The sequence below is a fragment of the Loktanella sp. R86503 genome (genome assembly GCF_042466455.1).
Lineage (GTDB): Bacteria > Pseudomonadota > Alphaproteobacteria > Rhodobacterales > Rhodobacteraceae > Loktanella.
This window is the reverse complement of record NZ_JAXHCI010000002.1, coordinates 214,708-232,616: the sequence shown is the minus strand read 5'-3', so window position 1 is coordinate 232,616 and position 17,909 is coordinate 214,708. Positions and strand designations below refer to the sequence as shown.

Annotated in this window: 15 protein-coding genes; 4 read left to right on the top strand and 11 right to left on the bottom strand. The window is 54.2% G+C overall.

All coding sequences use genetic code 11. The features are described 5' to 3' along the window. Window positions 1–4: 4 nt before the first annotated feature. Together SJY10_RS02140 and SJY10_RS02135 are read right to left on the bottom strand one after the other, a co-directional pair. Window positions 5–871 (bottom strand): ribokinase, encoded by an 867-nt coding sequence (locus SJY10_RS02140; RefSeq protein ID WP_386679376.1) that lies wholly within the window; start codon window positions 869–871, stop codon window positions 5–7. A 3-nt stretch (window positions 872–874) separates the two neighbouring features. Then, window positions 875–3,130 (bottom strand): NADP-dependent malic enzyme, encoded by a 2,256-nt coding sequence (locus SJY10_RS02135; RefSeq protein WP_386679374.1) that lies wholly within the window; start codon window positions 3,128–3,130, stop codon window positions 875–877. 115 nt (window positions 3,131–3,245) lie between these two features. Between SJY10_RS02135 and mutS the strand changes: the two genes are divergently transcribed. Beyond that, entirely contained in the window at window positions 3,246–5,885 is a 2,640-nt protein-coding gene (mutS, locus tag SJY10_RS02130; RefSeq protein WP_386679372.1) for a DNA mismatch repair protein MutS, read from the top strand. A gap of 103 nt (window positions 5,886–5,988) precedes the next feature. Here the strand turns inward: mutS and SJY10_RS02125 are convergent, their stop codons facing one another. After that, window positions 5,989–6,543, bottom strand: coding sequence for a nucleotide exchange factor GrpE (locus SJY10_RS02125; RefSeq protein ID WP_386679370.1), 555 nt, complete (start codon window positions 6,541–6,543; stop codon window positions 5,989–5,991). A gap of 12 nt (window positions 6,544–6,555) precedes the next feature. After that, window positions 6,556–7,620, bottom strand: a complete 1,065-nt coding sequence (gene hrcA, locus SJY10_RS02120; RefSeq protein WP_386684453.1) for a heat-inducible transcriptional repressor HrcA — start codon at window positions 7,618–7,620, stop codon at window positions 6,556–6,558. Between the two features lie 116 nt (window positions 7,621–7,736). Here hrcA and rph point away from each other — a divergent pair, with 116 nt between their 5' ends. The 3 genes from rph to hemW are packed head-to-tail and all read left to right on the top strand — an operon-like array spanning window position 7,737 to window position 10,214. After that, on the top strand, window positions 7,737–8,444 hold the full coding sequence (gene rph / locus SJY10_RS02115; RefSeq protein ID WP_386679368.1) for a ribonuclease PH: 708 nt from the start codon (window positions 7,737–7,739) through the stop codon (window positions 8,442–8,444). Continuing rightward, a complete protein-coding gene (gene rdgB, locus SJY10_RS02110; RefSeq protein WP_386679366.1) occupies window positions 8,441–9,049 on the top strand; it encodes an RdgB/HAM1 family non-canonical purine NTP pyrophosphatase in 609 nt (202 codons plus the stop codon). The genes rph and rdgB overlap by 4 nt, the downstream gene beginning before the upstream one ends. After that, a complete protein-coding gene (gene hemW / locus SJY10_RS02105) occupies window positions 9,012–10,214 on the top strand; it encodes a radical SAM family heme chaperone HemW (RefSeq protein WP_386679364.1) in 1,203 nt (400 codons plus the stop codon). The genes rdgB and hemW overlap by 38 nt, the downstream gene beginning before the upstream one ends. Here the strand turns inward: hemW and SJY10_RS02100 are convergent. The 7 genes from SJY10_RS02100 to hemJ all read right to left on the bottom strand — a co-directional run bounded on the left by SJY10_RS02100 (window position 10,211) and on the right by hemJ (window position 17,528). Then, on the bottom strand, window positions 10,211–11,101 hold the full coding sequence (locus SJY10_RS02100) for a ParB/RepB/Spo0J family partition protein (RefSeq protein WP_386679362.1): 891 nt from the start codon (window positions 11,099–11,101) through the stop codon (window positions 10,211–10,213). The two genes, hemW and SJY10_RS02100, sit on opposite strands and share 4 nt — an antisense overlap. Beyond that, on the bottom strand, window positions 11,101–11,916 hold the full coding sequence (locus SJY10_RS02095; RefSeq protein ID WP_386679360.1) for a ParA family protein: 816 nt from the start codon (window positions 11,914–11,916) through the stop codon (window positions 11,101–11,103). Before SJY10_RS02095 ends, SJY10_RS02100 begins: the two co-directional genes overlap by 1 nt. Then, a complete protein-coding gene (gene rsmG, locus SJY10_RS02090; RefSeq protein ID WP_386679358.1) occupies window positions 11,903–12,523 on the bottom strand; it encodes a 16S rRNA (guanine(527)-N(7))-methyltransferase RsmG in 621 nt (206 codons plus the stop codon). The genes SJY10_RS02095 and rsmG overlap by 14 nt, the downstream gene beginning before the upstream one ends. Then, a complete protein-coding gene (gene mnmG / locus SJY10_RS02085) occupies window positions 12,523–14,394 on the bottom strand; it encodes a tRNA uridine-5-carboxymethylaminomethyl(34) synthesis enzyme MnmG (RefSeq protein WP_386679356.1) in 1,872 nt (623 codons plus the stop codon). The genes rsmG and mnmG overlap by 1 nt, the downstream gene beginning before the upstream one ends. Window position 14,395: 1 nt before the next feature. Continuing rightward, on the bottom strand, window positions 14,396–15,661 hold the full coding sequence (gene mnmE, locus SJY10_RS02080; protein ID WP_386679355.1) for a tRNA uridine-5-carboxymethylaminomethyl(34) synthesis GTPase MnmE: 1,266 nt from the start codon (window positions 15,659–15,661) through the stop codon (window positions 14,396–14,398). 27 nt (window positions 15,662–15,688) lie between these two features. Then, window positions 15,689–16,963 carry a transcription termination factor Rho gene (gene rho, locus SJY10_RS02075; protein ID WP_386684451.1) on the bottom strand — a complete coding sequence of 425 codons (1,275 nt, stop codon included), beginning with the start codon at window positions 16,961–16,963 and terminating at the stop codon, window positions 15,689–15,691. Between the two features lie 118 nt (window positions 16,964–17,081). Next, on the bottom strand, window positions 17,082–17,528 hold the full coding sequence (gene hemJ / locus SJY10_RS02070; RefSeq protein WP_386679354.1) for a protoporphyrinogen oxidase HemJ: 447 nt from the start codon (window positions 17,526–17,528) through the stop codon (window positions 17,082–17,084). Window positions 17,529–17,909 lie beyond the last annotated feature (381 nt).

Below are 17,909 nucleotides of genomic sequence, written 5' to 3'. Positions count from 1 at the left end.
AAATTCAGGGCCGGAAATCCTCTAGCTCTCTTAGGTCCGGGATGACATCTGCCGTTCCGTGGCGTGTGACCATCAATGCGGCGGCGCGTGTTGCCAGATTGATAGCCTGTGCCATGGGATGCCCCCGATCAAGACCAGCCAGCACGTAACCCGTAAACGTGTCACCCGCACCGGTGGTATCCACGGGCGTGACGGGAACGGCATCAAAATGGCGATGCCCGTCCGGCCCGAACCAATCGGCACCATCACCGCCGCGGGTAACAATTACATCACGCAGCCCCAGATCCTGTGGCCGCTTGCCGGTCGCCTTTTCTAGCTGCGCAGCTTCGACAGCGTTCAGAAACAGCATATCCAGATAAGGCAGCACCGCCGTAACCCGGTCCGCATCGAACGGTGCCGCTGCATAGGCGACCTGCAAACCCATCTGCTTACCCAGCTTCGCTGCTGTGCGTTGCAGGTTCGTTTCGTTCTGCATCAGCAGCCAATCGCCAGTCTGCGCCTCGGCCATCGCTTCTTGCAAGATGACCTGCGGAATGGCGACATTGGCACCCGGATGCAGGATCACGATATTTTCGCCGGACGGGTCCACCATAATGATGGCCTGCGCAGTATCATCATCTACACGTGCGATGAACCGCGTATCAACGCCGTATTCCATCAGCCGATCCACAGTCCATTCGCCATCGTCGCCAACGGCCCCGATGTGGTGAACGATAGCTGCAGCGCGCGCGGCAGCCACTGACATATTGGTACCCTTACCACCCAGAAAAACGTTGCGCCCGGTCGACGGCAGCGTTTCACCCGGGCTGGGCATATGCGGGAGGGAAAAAACGGTATCGATATTGATCGAGCCTAAGTTCCAGATCGCCATGATTTAACCCACCTTACAGGCGGCTATTACCGCCATATTCAAAATATCGTTTACTGTGCTGACGGTCGAACAGATTTGGATCGGCTTGTCGATGCCCGACAGAATTGGCCCGATCACCGTTGCGCCCGCCATTTCCTGCATCAGTTTTACCGATATTGACGCAGAATGTCGTGCTGGCACAACAAGCACATTTGCCGGGCCCGTCAGACGGCTGAAAGGATAGTGTGCCTGCGCTGCGGGATTTAGCGCAACATCGACGGTCATTTCGCCCTCGTATTCAAAATCGACGCCGCGACTGTCCAGAACGCGCGGTGCTTGATGCATCTTTTCCGCACGCTCTGACACCGGATAACCGAAGGTCGAAAAGGACAGAAAAGCCACGCGCGGATCCAGGCCCAGATCGCGGGCAACGGCGGCACCGCGTTCAGCAATATCGGCAAGGTCGTTTTGGTCAGGCCATTCATGCACCAACGTATCTGCGATCAGCACAATCCGTCCCCGGTTCAGCACAGCCGTTACACCAACCGCACCGTCGTGGGGCCCCGCATCAAAAACGTGGTTGATCAATTCCAGCACATGCGCCGATTTGCGCGTCGCGCCAGTTACCATGCCATCGGCATGACCATGCGCCAGCATCAACGCGGCAAAGACATGACGGTCACGTGCAGCAAGGCGATGCACGTCCTGCCGGTCGTGGCCTTTGCGCTGCAAACGATCGTAAAGAAACGCCTTATACGTCTCTAAATGGGGTGTATTGGCGGCATTGACGACCTCCAGCTCTTCGATCGCGTCAGACAGCCCCTCTGCACGCAGCATGTCAGCGACGTCTTTCGTCCGCCCGACGACCAGCGCCTTCCCCAGTCCCTGCCGCTGATAGGCGATGGCTGCGCGCAGCACGCGTGGATCGTCGCCTTCGGTGAAAATCACTGACGACTGTGCCGCTCGCGCCCGGGCATTCAGACCGCGCAACATGTTCGCCGTGGGGTCCATGCGGGATTTAAGCGACGCCTCGTAGGCGTCCATGTCAATAATGGGGCGCCGCGCCACGCCTGTCGCCATGCCGGCCTTTGCCACTGCGGGCGGAATGCGGTGGATCAGGCGGGGATCAAAGGGGGTTGGAATGATGTAATCCCGGCCAAAAGTCAGCTTTTTGCCGTAAGCGACGGCAACTTCCTCTGGCACGTCCTCTCGCGCCAGTTGCGCAAGGGCATGGGCGCAGGCAATTTTCATTTCGTCGTTGATGGCACGGGCATGAATATCAAGGGCACCGCGAAACAAATAAGGAAAGCCCAGCACGTTATTGACTTGATTAGGATAATCGCTGCGGCCGGTGGCCACGATCGCATCAGGACGTACGGCATGCGCCTCTTCCGGGGTGATTTCCGGGTCAGGGTTCGCCATCGCAAAAATCACAGGATTTGGTGCCATATCAGACACCATTTCAGGGGTTACGGCCCCCTTCGCACTGACACCAAGGAACACGTCAGCGTCTTTCATCGCCTCTGCTAAGGAACGGGCCGGCGTGTTCGCCGCGTGGGCGGACTTCCATTGGTTCATCCCCTCGGTCCGACCCTGATAAATGACGCCTTTTGTGTCGCACATGATGCAATTATCGTGGGTCGCGCCCATGGATTTCAGCAGTTCTAGGCAGGCAATACCCGCCGCCCCCGCCCCGTTTAGAACGATGCGAACATTTTCGATCTTTTTGCCGCTGATATGCAGCGCATTCAGCAGTCCGGCGGCGCAGATCACGGCGGTGCCATGCTGGTCGTCGTGGAAAACGGGAATATCCATTTCCTCTTTAAGCCGCTGCTCAATGATAAAGCACTCGGGTGCCTTGATATCCTCAAGGTTAATGCCACCAAAGGTCGGCCCCATCAGACGCACAGCGTTGCAGAATGCATCGGGATCCTCGGTATCCAGTTCGATATCTATCGAATTGACGTCAGCGAAGCGCTTAAACAGCACCGACTTGCCTTCCATCACAGGCTTGGACGCCAACGCCCCAAGGTTCCCAAGACCAAGCACTGCTGTGCCGTTTGAAATGACAGCAACCAGATTGCCCTTGTTTGTATAATCATAGGCCGTTGCAGGGTTCGCAAAGATCTCTTCGCACGGAATTGCCACACCGGGGGAATACGCCAGCGACAAATCGCGCTGTGTCGTCATGGGGACAGTTGCCGTCACCTCCCACTTGCCAGGGGTCGGCGCGATGTGAAAGCCAAGTGCGTCTTCGCGCGTGATCTTTTGCCGTGTCATATAAACCCCTCCCGGTCATGAACGATCAGGTGTAGCGCGGGTGCCTTCACCGCTCAAGCACGGCTTTCATCGCGGGGGATCGGGTGATAGCAAAACAGCAATGCCGGGGGATACTATGACCGAAACTGTGACGCCGATGATGGCGCAATATCTGGACCTGAAACAGGGCTATCCTGATGCCATCCTGTTCTACCGGATGGGTGATTTTTACGAAATGTTCTTCGATGATGCCGTCGCCGCTGCCGCTGCGCTGGACATTGCATTGACGAAACGGGGCAAGCATCTAGGCAACGATATTGCAATGTGCGGCGTGCCCGTGCACAGCGCCGAAGGTTATTTGCTTACGTTGATCCGCAAGGGGTTTCGCGTTGCCGTATGCGAGCAAATGGAAGACCCCGCAGAGGCGAAAAAGCGCGGGTCGAAATCGGTTGTTCGCCGCGACGTCGTGCGACTAGTTACGCCCGGCACATTGACCGAAGACACGCTGCTGGATGCCCGCCGGCACAATTTTCTGGCCGCGATTGCACAGGTGCGCGACATCACGGCACTGGCCTGGGTCGATATTTCGACCGGTGCGTTGCGCGTCATGGAATGCCCCGCGGTGAACCTTGGCCCCGAACTCGCCCGCCTTTCCCCAAAGGAAGTGCTGGTCGCGGATGGCACAGAGCCGGACTTTCGCGATATCGTGGATGACGCAGGCGGCAGCCTGACATCGCTTGGGCGTTCCGCATTCGACAGCACGCAGGGCGAAAAGCGGCTGTGCGCCATTTTTACCGTCGGATCGTTGGACGCCTTCGGCAGTTTTAGCCGGGCAGAAGTGGCGGCTCTCGCGGGCCTTGCAGCTTACCTAGAGATTACGCAAAAAGGCAACTTGCCCTTGCTGCGCCCCCCGGTACAGGAACAACGCGCCGCAATTATGCAGATTGATGCCGCAACCCGTCGATCGCTTGAACTGACGCAGACCATGGCCGGTGGCCGCACCGGGTCGCTTCTGGACGCAATCGACCGGACAATGACAGCCGCAGGGGCGCGCCTTCTGGACCGTAGGCTTTCTGCCCCATCGCGGCGGATGGATGTGATCAGCGCGCGACAAGAAGCCGTTGCTGCGCTGTGCGCAAACCCCGCGCTGACCGCCGATCTGCGCGATCAACTGCGCGGCGTCCATGATCTGGACCGCGCCCTGTCACGGCTGGCGCTGGAACGCGGCGGTCCGCGCGACATGGCCGCCATTCGCAACACGATTGCTCAGGCTGTTATCCTGCACCAGACGCTGAGCCAAGCCGATTTGCCGGACCTACTCTCGGCTGCGCAACGCGATTTGATCGGTCACGACGAACTGCTTGACCTGCTGGATGCAGCCCTCGTTGCAGAGCCCCCGCTGCTGGCCCGGGATGGCGGCTTCATTGCGCCAGGCTACGATGAAGGGCTGGATTCTGCACGGCAGCTTCGGGACGAAGGTCGCAGCGTGATTGCGCAAATGCAGGCCGACTTTATCGCGCAGACCGGTATCAACGCGCTAAAGATCAAGCACAACAATGTGCTTGGTTATTTTATTGAAACCACTGCAGCCCACGCTGACCGGATGCTGGCACCGCCGCTATCCAACATCTTCATTCACCGGCAAACCACCGCCAATCAGGTCCGTTTCACGACGGTTGAGCTTAACGAAATCGAGTCGCGCATCCTGAATGCCGGAGGCGAGGCACTCGACGTTGAAAAACGGCTCTATTCCAACCTGTCGGCGCACATATTGTCGCATCAGGCAACATTGGGTCAGCTTGCTTGCGCCATTGCGGAAATCGATCTTGCCGCCTCTTTTGCGCATATGGCGCGGCAGGACGGCTGGGTGCGCCCCGTGATTGACGACAGTCGTGCATTCCACATTACCGGCGGCAGACACCCCGTGGTAGAGGAAGCGCTTCGCAAATCAGGCACGCCCTTCGTTGCCAACGATTGTGAACTGACCGAAACGCCCATCTGGCTGCTGACTGGCCCAAACATGGCCGGTAAATCCACGTATCTACGCCAGAACGCATTGATTGCTGTCCTAGCTCAAATTGGTGCATTTGTTCCCGCCGCGACGGCGCATATCGGCATCGTCAGCCAAATCTTCAGCCGCGTCGGCGCATCGGATGATCTGGCACGCGGGCGATCAACCTTTATGGTTGAAATGGTTGAAACTGCAGCGATCCTTAACCAGGCGGACGATCGTGCCTTGGTAATCCTCGATGAAATCGGCCGCGGCACCGCGACTTACGACGGTCTTTCCATTGCATGGGCGACGCTGGAACATTTGCACGACGTCAACCGCTGTCGCGCACTGTTCGCAACCCACTATCATGAAATGAGCAACCTTTCCAACAAACTTGATGGCGTCGATAATGCCACGGTAAGCGTTAAGGAATGGGATGGCGACGTCATATTCCTGCACGAAGTCAGGAAAGGTACAGCTGACCGCAGCTATGGCGTGCAGGTCGCCCGCCTTGCCGGCCTTCCGCAAGCCGTGGTGGCACGGGCAAAGGTCGTACTGGAAGCTCTTGAAAAGGGTGAACGCGAAGGCGGTACCACGCGCCGCGCCGTCATCGACGATTTGCCCCTGTTTGCGGCGACACCACCAGCCTCGGCGCCCGCGCCCGCAAAGCAATCAGTAATTGAGGATCGCCTGCGCCATATCATGCCGGACGATTTGACACCAAAAGACGCGCTGGCGCTCGTCTATGAATTACGCGGACTTTTGACGCAGCCAGACAAATAACGACGCAGCAGCGGCTGGGTCCTGCACTTCTTCTGGTTTTAAATATCCTGGGGGTCCGGGGGCAAAGCCCCCGGCCGATTGCCGCGCATCACGCGGCGATCAATCAGCTTGCCGGCATCGACGATACGCCGACCTGGGCAGGACGCAGCAGGCGGTCGTGCAGCATGAAACCTTCTGTTGACACCTGAATGATGTGGCCGGCTTTCGTACCGGGAACGGGTGCCTCGAACATGGCCTGGTGCACGTTCGGATCAAACTTGTCGCCGACCTCGGGAACGATCGGGTCGATGCCATGCTTCTTGAAAACAGAAATCAGCTCGCGCATCGTCAACTCCACCCCTTCCAGCAGGGCGGCATTCACGGCCTTCTCGGCTTCTTCGGCGGACTGCAAGGCACGCCGCATGTTGTCGTAAACCGGCAACAAATCGCGTGAAAGTCGCGACGAGCCATAGTTTTCTGCCTCTTTACGGTCACGATCGGCACGCTTGCGCGTATTTTCCGCATCAGCCAATGCGCGCATCCACTTGTCGCGCATGTCGTCACGCTCTGCCTCGATCGTCGCAATACGGGCCAAAACGTCGTCGCCTGCGGCGTCCATGGCATCGCCTTCGGCGGCCAGATCATCAAGGGACATTGGTTCGGTATTTTCGTCGGACATTGTCACTTCCTGTCAGGTGCGGTCGGCGATCATCTGGCCGACCCGCTGTGCGGTATAATTCACGATGGGCACGATGCGCCCGTAATTCAGCCTTGTCGGACCAATGACGCCCACGGCGCCGATGATCTTACGGTCGGCGTTCATATAAGGAGAAACGACCAAAGAGGAACCCGAAAGTGAGAAAAGTTTGTTTTCGGAGCCGATAAAAATACGAACGCCGTCGCCGTCCTCTGCTAATTCGAGGAACTGTGCAATATCGCGTTTGCGTTCAAGATCATCAAAAAGACTTCGGATCCGGTCAATATCCCCGGCCTGGTCCGCATCCCCGAGCAGGTTACCCCGACCACGGACGATTAGGCGTTCATTGTGTTCACCTTCATTTTCCCACAGCACTGCACCGGACTGGACAAGTTCTGCGGCCAGCGCATCGATTTCACGGCGCCTTGCCTTGATCTCTCTTGTGATGACGCCGCCGAGGCTGGACAGGGTTTGCCCCTCTGCAATGGCATTCAAAAAATTGGCTGCTTCACGCATGGAACTGGGGGTTTGACCTACAGGGGGCGTAAAAATCCGGTTTTCGACATGACCATCAGCAAAGACCAGCACAACTAACGCTCGTGTCGAAGACAAGGAAACAAATTCGATATGACGGATCGGAGCTTCGTGTTTCGGCGTCAGGACAAGGCTGGCAACCTGAGTCACGCCCGATAAAGCAGATCCGACCCTGTCAAGCATCGCACCAACGTCATCATCGTTACCGCCTAGTGTCTGATCGATCCTGGAACGATCCTCACCCGACAGATCGCCTACTTCAAGCAAGCCATCGACAAACATGCGCAGCCCAAGCTGTGTCGGCACGCGGCCAGCAGAGACATGAGGGCTCCCAAGCAAACCCAGGTATTCCAGATCGTTCATCACATTGCGGATCGTTGCCGCGCTGACCTGTTCTGACAAGGTTCGTGTCAATGTCCGGCTGCCGACGGGCGCACCGGTTTCAAGGTAGCCTTCGACAATGCGGCGAAACACCTCGCGAGAGCGGGCGTTCATGTCATCGATAAGTGGCGTCAGGTGCGGCATGGGCGTCCAATTCAAGGCGATGTCATTAAAGCGTGTCAGCACACGGCGTCAATCGGGCTTGGATTTCATAGATGGGCGGCGTATCCGACGAACGCAACCTAGAAAGGACCAGACCCATGCGCCCATCCGGCCGTAAGATCGATCAAATGCGTGATGTCAGCATTGAAACCGGCGTCACACGTCATGCGGAAGGGTCCTGTCTGATCCGTATGGGGGATACCCATGTTCTTTGCACTGCGACGATCGACGAGCGCGTCCCGCCCTTTTTGAAAAACTCTGGTCTTGGCTGGGTTACGGCAGAATATGGCATGCTACCGCGTGCAACGCACACCAGGATGCGCCGCGAAGCGAAGAATGGGCAAAGCGGCCGCACACAGGAAATTCAGCGCCTGATAGGACGTTCGCTGCGCGCAGGTGTTGACCGCGTCGCACTTGGCGAGCGTCAGATTACAGTCGATTGTGACGTCATCCAGGCTGACGGCGGCACACGTTGTGCCTCTATCACAGGGGGTTGGGTTGCTTTGAAACTGGCCGTCAACCAGTTGATGAAGGCTGGAATTGTCATCAGCGACCCGCTGGTCGATCCGGTTGCTGCAATTTCCTGCGGAATCTATGCCGGGCAAGAAATACTTGATCTGGACTACCCTGAAGATTCCGAAGCCGGTGTTGATGGCAATTTCATCATGACGGCGGGCAAGCTGGTCGAAGTGCAGATGTCTGCTGAAGGGGCAACCTTTAGCCGGAGCCAGATGGACAAGCTTCTGGACCTCGCGGAAACGGGCATTGCCGCGCTGAACAGCGTTCAACTGGACGCCGTAAAATGAGGAAGTTTCAGGGAAAAGAGCTGGTTATTGCCACCCACAACAAAGGCAAACTGGAAGAGATCGCCGACCTGCTGTCGCCCTATGGCGTCGTATTAACGTGCAACGCAGATTATGGCCTGCCAGAGCCGGATGAGACTGAAACGACCTTTGTCGGCAATGCACGCATCAAGGCACATGCGGCAGCAAAAGCGACCGGGCTTCCCGCACTGGCTGATGACAGTGGACTGATGATCGATGCCCTTGCTGGCGCGCCCGGCGTTTATACGGCGGATTGGGCTGAAACGCCAAGTGGTCGTGATTTTCCGATGGCAATGGACCGGGCATGGCGCGAACTGATGGCGGTTGGGCCCCCTGCCCCCAGAACTGCGCAATTTTGCTGCACATTAGTTTTAGCCTGGCCTGATGGTCATGAAGAGGTTTTCCCCGGCGTGATACCCGGCCAAATTGTTTGGCCGCCACGTGGCGATCAAGGGCACGGCTATGACCCAATCTTTCAGGCTGACGGCTACGCCGTGACATTTGGAGAGATGGACCGCTGGGAAAAGAACAAGATCAGCCACCGCGCGGATGCCTTTGCTAAACTATTGGCGGATTGCTTTGACTGATCTTATCCCGGCAGACGATTGGCGCGAAGGCGGGTTCGGCCTGTATCTGCATTGGCCATTCTGCAAAGCAAAGTGCCCCTATTGCGACTTTAATTCACATGTCGTTGCAAACATCGACGAAGCGCGTTGGCAGGCGGCCTATCTGAGCGAAATTCGTCGCCTTGCCGCCCAGACTGAAGGTCGGGTTTTGCAGTCTGTTTTCTTTGGCGGTGGCACGCCAAGCATGATGTCCCCCGAGCTTGTAGATTCAGTTTTGCGTGAAATCAGAGCATGTTGGCCGTTTGCCAACGACATCGAAATTACTCTCGAGGCCAATCCAACCTCTGTCGAAGCGGGACGGTTTACCGGATATCGCGACGCGGGGGTCAATCGCGTATCCTTGGGTGTTCAGGCTTTGAACGATCTCGATCTTCGTCGTCTTGGCAGGATGCATACGGCGCGGGAAGCCCAAGCAGCCTTTACTATTGCGCGTAATGTGTTTGAGCGCGTCAGCTTTGATCTGATTTATGCGCGGCAAGATCAATCCCTTGCTGATTGGGAATCCGAACTGTCGCAGGCACTGTCGATGGCTGTCGATCACCTTTCACTTTACCAGCTGACAATTGAAGACGGGACAGTATTTGGTGCCCGGGCGGCAGCCGGACAACTTTCAGGGCTGCCTACAGATGACTTGGGTGCCGATATGTACCTGATGACCCAGGACATGTGTGGCGGTGCCGGTTTCGACGGCTACGAAGTTTCAAATCATGCCCGTGCTGGCGCATCAAGCGTTCATAACCGCATTTATTGGCAATCTGGTGACTATATTGGTATGGGGCCCGGCGCACATGGCCGGCTAACACTTGGTCAGACGCGTTGGTCGACGTCGACGCCCCTTGGCCCAACGGCATGGCTGACACAGGTCGAACAGACCGGATCGGGCGAAGCCGCGCGGGAGATTGTCACAGCTTCCGATCATCGAACTGAAATGCTGCTAATGGGATTACGGCTGCGCGAAGGCTTAAACAAAACCCGGCTTACGTCAAATGGCGTCGACGTTGCTTCAAAACGCATCCGTCATATGGTGGAATTGGGTCTGGTCGCGGATGATTCAGAACGACTACGCGTCACCGACGCAGGACGCCCCGTTTTGAACGGCGTCCTGCGCGAAATATTGGCAGATTAATCGCCAGTCAGCTGGCGCATCAAATCATCAAGCTGCGCCAGCGTTTTGTAAGTTACGGTAAGTTTACCGCCCTCTTGCCCAGCTGCATGGTCAATGCTGACACCCATACCAAGCGCCGCCGACAGCTCTTTTTCCAACATGACCGTATCGGGATCCTTGTCCTTGCTTCGTGCTTGAGAGCTGCGGCGTTCTGTGGGAGGCCCTTTTTTCGTAAGCCGTTCGGCTTCGCGCACCGACATTTGTTTGCCAATGATTTGCTGGGCTAAGGATTTGGCTTCGGGATGACCAACAAGCGTGCGCGCGTGTCCGGCAGTTAATTTTCCGTCGGAAAGCCAATCGAGCACCTCTGCCGGCAGCTGTAACAAACGCATCTGGTTCGCAATATGACTGCGGCTTTTACCAAGCGCCGTCGCCAGTTGCTCTTGGGTATGCCCAAAGCGATCCATAAGTTGCCGGTATCCGGCAGCCTCGTCCACCGGGTTTAGGTCAGCACGTTGAATGTTCTCGATAATTGCAATTTCGAGAACTTCCGTATCATTAAAGTCTCTTACCAGAACGGGCAGTTCATGAAGCTGCGCCATTTGAGACGCGCGCCAACGGCGCTCTCCTGCGACAATCTCAAAGAGGTCGGGATCTTCGGGGGCGACCCGAACGATAAGCGGCTGAATCACTCCTTTTTCGCGAATGGAATCCGCAAGATCGGAGAGTGCTTCTGGATCAAAGGTTCGGCGCGGCTGGTCCGGATTCGGGCGGATTTTTTCGACTGGAACCATCATATCGGCACGGCGGGGACCAGATGGTGTATCAGCAGATTCGTCAACCGCTACATCTGCCATAAGTGCTGAAAGGCCGCGGCCCAAGCCGCGTGATTTAGGTGGCGTCGCCATCAGCTGACCCTTTTCAATTGTATATTATCTTTAGCCATCACTTCCAAAGCAAGTTCACGGTATGCCTGTGAACCGGCAGAGTTTGAATCATACACCAGTGCAGGCAAAGCATAGGAAGGCGCTTCGCTTAGCCGGACGTTACGGGGAATAACTGTCGTATAAACAAGTCCGCCCAGGTTTTCCCGCGCGTCTGCTTCGACCTGCTGTGAAAGATTATTGCGTCGATCATACATCGTTAAAACGATCCCGGCGATGCGAAGTGATTTATTCGCGGTTTGCCGTACCTCTCTGATCGTGAGCATCAGTTGTGAAAGGCCTTCAAGGGCGAAGAATTCGCTCTGCAGGGGGACAATCACGGCGTGGGCGGCAACCATCGCGTTGACCGTAAGAATGTTCAAAGATGGCGGGCAGTCGATAAGAATGTAATCGAACGCGAATGCATCCATCGGAAGTTGGCGTAGTGCATCAAATAGAAGAAACGATCTTTTTTCGTTTGAGATAAGTTCAATGTCGGCGGAACTTAAATCCGTGGTCGCTGGAATAATAGATAGGTTTGTAACGGACGTGGGTTGAATAGCCTCTGATGGTGAAGCATCACCGACAAGAAAGTCATAAGTCGTAATAGCACGACGATCAGGCGTAACACCTAAACCAGTCGATGCATTACCCTGTGGGTCGAGATCAATCAGCAACACGTTTTGGCCATGTTCGGCAAGTGCAGCACCGAGGTTAATAGTGGTCGTAGTCTTGCCGACCCCCCCCTTCTGATTAGCTACTGCAATTATTTTTGCACTGATTTGATCAGTTGATGACACGGCGGATATCCTTGATCTGCAAAATACGGGCTTCGTCGTCGGTCTCGCTTGGAAATTCCTGTAAATCAAAACTCCAACTTGTCCGAGCCTGAGATATCTCTTGTTGGAACGACTTTCCTTTTTGAAACAGTGCTAGACCGTCGTCGTTCAAAAGCTGCTTTCCATAAGACAACAGATTTAGCAAAGGTGCGAGAGCTCTGGCAGTCAAAACATCTGCCCGAACATCTGTCACAGCCTCGATCCGTTCTGCTTTTATTGAAACAGCTAGGTCCAATTCTCGCGCGACCGTGCGTAAAAAAGCGGCCTTTCGCTGATCGCTTTCGATAAGAGTAATTGCTAACCCAGGCATGCGTTCTTTGGCCAAGATTGCAATTACCAATCCGGGTAAGCCACCGCCGCTTCCAATATCAACGAGGTGTAAGGCACCTAATGGAACGTATTTAAAAACCTGTGCAGAGTCGATGACATGTCTTTCCCATGAACTTTCGATCGTCGATGGTGCAATCAGATTTATTTTAGAAGTCCACTTAACAAGCAAATCCTGATAAAGTTGCAGCTGGGTCATTGTTTCACGTGAAACATCTGACAACGCCAAGTTATCCGCCATCAGACCGCATCCTTTACAACCGCACGCTGTAAGGCTGCGACAATTAAAAGGGCAGCCGCTGGCGTCATCCCCTCCATTTGATTAATCTGCGCCATATTGCGTGGCTTCAGGAGAACAAGCTTCAATTTCAATTCATTCGAAAGCCCCGATAGCCCTTGGAATGAAAAGTCGGATGGGATTACCATATCTTCGTGACGCTGTAGCGCGTCTACATCACGCTGTTGGCGCTTGATGTAGTGTGCATAGAGGGCATCGTTCTTAATCTGTCGGCCAACGTCAGGTTGAATTCTATTTGCATCGGGGCAAATTTTCTGCAGCGCTTCGAAGTCAAAATCAGCAAGCGAAAGAGCTTCAAGCGCTGATCGTTTTTGACTATGTGAATTAACATTTATGCCAGCAGCTGCAAGTTCGCCCCCCGTTAGAAACACCTTCGAAAGGGTATCTTCAGCATTCCGGATAGCGGACATCTTTTCGGAAAAGACTTGCCAGCGATATTCGGGGACCAGACCTAACTCTCTTCCGGTCGGCGTAAGCCTTTGATCCGCATTATCAGCCCGTAAAGCAAGACGGAACTCTGCCCTTGACGTAAACATGCGATACGGCTCGGTCACACCCTTTGTGGTCAAGTCGTCGATCATCACACCGATATAAGAAGTCGTCCGGCTGAAAACGAACTCAGTTTCGCCACCAGCTTTACGCGCGGCATTCAGGCCTGCGACTAGACCCTGCGCAGCTGCTTCTTCGTAACCGGTTGTCCCATTGATCTGGCCTGCCAAAAACAGGCCTGAGCATTCACGCAATTCCAATCCAGCTGTTAGGTTGCGCGGGTCAACGTAGTCGTATTCGATCGCATAACCAGGTTGCTGAATAACCGCATTTTTCAAACCAGGGATGGACTTGATGTACGCTGCTTGGACGTCTATCGGCAAAGAAGTCGATATTCCATTTGGATACACAGTATCTGTCGAAAGTCCCTCTGGTTCCAAAAAGACTTGATGAGAGGATTTATCGGCAAACCTTGTGACCTTATCCTCAATCGAGGGGCAGTATCGGGGGCCAACCCCGCTAATATGACCGCCATACATCGCCGACTTATCTAGATTGTTCCTGATAATATCATGCGTTTCATTTGTCGTATGCGTAATGCCGCACGAAATCTGCCGGACGAGTTCCCCCTGCCTTAAAAACGAAAATAGTACGGGTTCTGCATCGCCTGCTTGGTGCTCCAGCGACGTCCAGTCTATTGTCTTTCCGTCTAGACGTGGCGGCGTTCCAGTTTTCAACCGTCCCATCTGCAAGCCAAGATCATCTAGGCGCTGTGCCATACGCAAAGAAGCGCGATCGCCCATGCGTCCGCCTTCATGCTGCTTGTCACCAATATGAATGACGCCGCGCAGAAACGTTCCCGTCGTAAGAACAATTGCCTTTGTGGATATTTCCGATCCATCAGCTAATATCACCGACTTAACGCCGTCTGAATCAGCGGAAAAATCGACAACCTCGCCTTCGATGGTCACAAGGTTTTTCTGTCCACGAACGACCATCTGCATTTTGCTTTTATAAAGCACACGGTCAGATTGGGTTCTAGGTCCTTGAACTGCAGGGCCTTTTGTCCGGTTCAGCAGTCGGAATTGGATTCCTGATGCATCAGCCACCTGACCCATTGCGCCGCCGAGGGCATCAACTTCACGGACGAGATGCCCTTTGCCGAGCCCCCCGATAGCAGGGTTGCAGGACATAACGCCGATACCATCGAACGACATCGTGACAAGAGCTGTATTTGCACCAAATCGAGCTGCTGCAAGAGCTGCTTCACAGCCCGCATGTCCCCCGCCGATTACAATTACGTCAAAATGTTTCACGTGAAACACCTCACTTCCCGATGCAAAAGCTGCGAAATATTTCGTCTAGAAGGTCCTCTACATCTACCCGACCAACGATCATGTCAACTGCGCGTATTGAAAACCGAAGGTCGTCGGCGATCAAATCTGTTGGACCGCCATGTTCGATCATCTCTTCCGCATCTGTAATATGCTTAACAGCCGTTTCCATCGCTTGCCGATGGCGATCACGTATAGCTACGCTCGCACCGGAACTCAAACGCGCCAAACGATCTGTGATATTCTGAACCAGCTTATCGACGCCGTGACCAGTGAGACCTGAGACCCCCTCACCTGTACCATCGACCTTCGCCTTCACAGTAACATCATGGTTCTCTGGTTCGAATGGTAAATCAGTTTCGTCTTCGACTAAAAATACTCGCAGATCAGCCGAACGCGCGCGATCAATAGCCAATGTCACACCAAGTGCTTCAACGATATCATCAGTGTCCCGCACACCAGCGGTATCAAGTAGCGTGACCGGTAGCCCGCCCAAGTCCATTCTCACCTCAATAACATCGCGGGTCGTACCTGCAATTTCCGAGGTAATAGCAGCGGCACGTCCCGCCAATCGATTGAGGAGAGTTGACTTCCCAACATTTGGCCTTCCAATAATTGCAACCTCGAACCCGTTGCGGATCCGCTCTGCGGCAACAACCCCGTTAACTTGCTCGGCCATTTTCGCTTTAGTTTGCGCCAAAAGCGTTCCAACTTCCGGATAGACGTCAACTGGAACATCTTCATCGACAAAATCGATAGTTGCTTCCACAAGCGCAGCAGCCCGTATTAAGTCTTTGCGCCAAGTTTCTGCAAGTTCACCAAGGACACCGCTAAAAACAGCCATCGCCTGCTTACGCTGCGCTTCAGTCTCGGCGTCAATCAGGTCGGCCAGTCCTTCCACTTGGGCAAGATCAAGTTGCCCATTATCCAGCGCGCGCCGCGTAAATTCGCCCGCTTCTGCCAGACGAGCGCCCAAAGCAGCAAGCCTTTGCGAAACAGCTTTCGTAATGGCAACGCTGCCGTGCAGATGAAACTCTATGACCTCTTCGCCAGTGAAACTTCGATTTTCCGGAAACCTCAGGATGAGCGCCTTATCCAAAATGTCGCCGGCGGCGTCGCGGACGTTCCGCAGACCGCGCGATTCTGGAACATTCCCCACCATTAATCCCGCAATATCGAATGCTTGCGGGCCGGACAGTCTTAAAACGGAAACGCCCGCCCGGCCAGGGGCCGTAGCGAGCGCATAGATCGTATCCATAAGATAACCTGTTATCAGTAATTTAACCTAGGTGTTCATTGAATCAAAGAAATCAGCATTCGTTTTGGTTTGCTTCAACTTCCCGATTAGGAATTCGATCGCATCTGTCGTCCCCATCGGGTTCAGAATACGGCGCAACACGTATGTCTTTGCAAGATCCGACTTTTCTACCAATAGCTCTTCTTTGCGTGTACCGGATTTCAAGATATCCATCGCAGGGAACACCCGTTTGTCCGCCACTTTACGATCCAATACAATTTCAGAGTTGCCGGTGCCTTTGAACTCTTCAAAGATAACCTCGTCCATGCGGCTTCCCGTATCAATCAACGCAGTTGCGATAATTGTCAGCGACCCGCCTTCTTCGATATTCCGGGCTGCACCGAAAAACCGTTTCGGCCGTTGCAGTGCATTTGCGTCAACACCGCCGGTCAGAACCTTACCTGATGATGGAACAGTTGTGTTAAAAGCACGTCCCAAACGTGTAATTGAGTCAAGTAGGATGACGACATCGCGCTTGTGCTCGACCAGACGCTTGGCTTTTTCGATGACCATCTCTGATACCGCTACGTGCCGCGTAGCCGGCTCGTCGAACGTGGATGAAACAACCTCACCTTTCACGCTCCGCTGCATATCGGTCACTTCTTCAGGACGCTCGTCAATCAAAAGGACAATCAGATAGATCTCTGGGTGGTTCTTCTCGATAGAATGCGCAATATTTTGCAGCAAAACGGTTTTACCCGTGCGTGGCGGCGCAACAATCAATGATCGCTGACCTTTGCCGATTGGCGAAATTAAGTCGATGATCCTTGCCGACCGATCCTTTTTATCGTGCTCGCTATCAACTTCCATCTTTAACCGTTCGTCCGGATAAAGCGGCGTCAAATTTTCGAAAGCGACCTTGTGTTTGGTCTTCTCGGGATCCTCGAAATTGATTTTTTCAACAGTCTTTAAAGCGAAATACCGTTCATTATCATTGGGTTCCTTCATCGTACCCTCAACAGTATCCCCGGTCGACAAAGAATACTGGCGGATCATATCAGGAGAGACATAAATGTCATCTGGCCCAGGAAGGTAGTTCGCCTCTGGTGATCGCAAAAAGCCAAATCCATCCTGAAGCACTTCCAGAACACCGTCACCACCGATTAGCCATTCTTCATCGGCCCGCTCGCGCAAAATTGCGAACATCATATCGCCCTTGCGCATGGTGGATGCGTTTTCGATTTCCAACTCTTCGGCCATCGCCAAAAGGTCTTTCGGGCTTTGTGCCTTCAAGTCAGCAAGGTTCAGACGGTGTTCGGACATTGGCAAGGTTCCAGCGCCGCATGCGGCGTTTTTCAAAATCGGATCGGGAAAGCGCATGTATCCCGGACGGGATGCGTAAAAGACGCCTATTCCAACAAATGAACAAAGTCAACGCAGCTTAAAATGGCCTGACAATCACAGCGACAACCGCAACAAACATCAGCAAGGTCGGAACTTCGTTCGCGATTCGATACGTCCGACCGGATCGGGTATTTCGTCCTTCGGCGAAGTCACGGCGTCGCGCTGCCATCCAGATATGGGCACCAGTCATTGCAAGGACTGCAATCAGTTTAGCCCAACCCCAAACCGCATTGAAATCCAAGCCACCCATGCCGACCATCAAAAGCCCGCAACCCCATGCTGTCATCATGGCAGGGTTCATGATCACGCGCAGCAGTTTCGTCTCCATGACTTGGAAGGTAAGGTCCAGCTCCGATCCGACTTTCGCCCTCTCTGCATGATAAACGAAAAGGCGTGGAAGGTAGAACAAACCGGCCATCCAGGCCAGAACAGCCATGACGTGCAGCGCCTTAATCCAAGAGTAGTAGGGTGCCAGCCAGTCCATGACTTATCCTCGATCGTTGTCATGACTTCCTTAAAGAATAAAGAAAGAAAGAAAAGATGATGATGTTATAGGTAGGCACAGAATCTGTGGATTAAATATTCATACGCAGACTTATCCCCACTCTTTATGTCTTACGAAGGCACATAGTTTACGCTAGGTTAATTATTTCACCAAGATATTTCAGATATTTAACCTCATACCACCATAGCAATATTTACCATGGTCGTCCTTGACTCACTTAAACCACGTGACTTGCGCACATAGGGTCTTTATCCCTTCCCCAAGTTAGGAAATTGTTCATGAAGGTGAATTTTATCCCAACTTCCATATACCCTTTTCATCAAACCAAAGGTGCGGTTACTTGACCCCCAGTTTGAACCA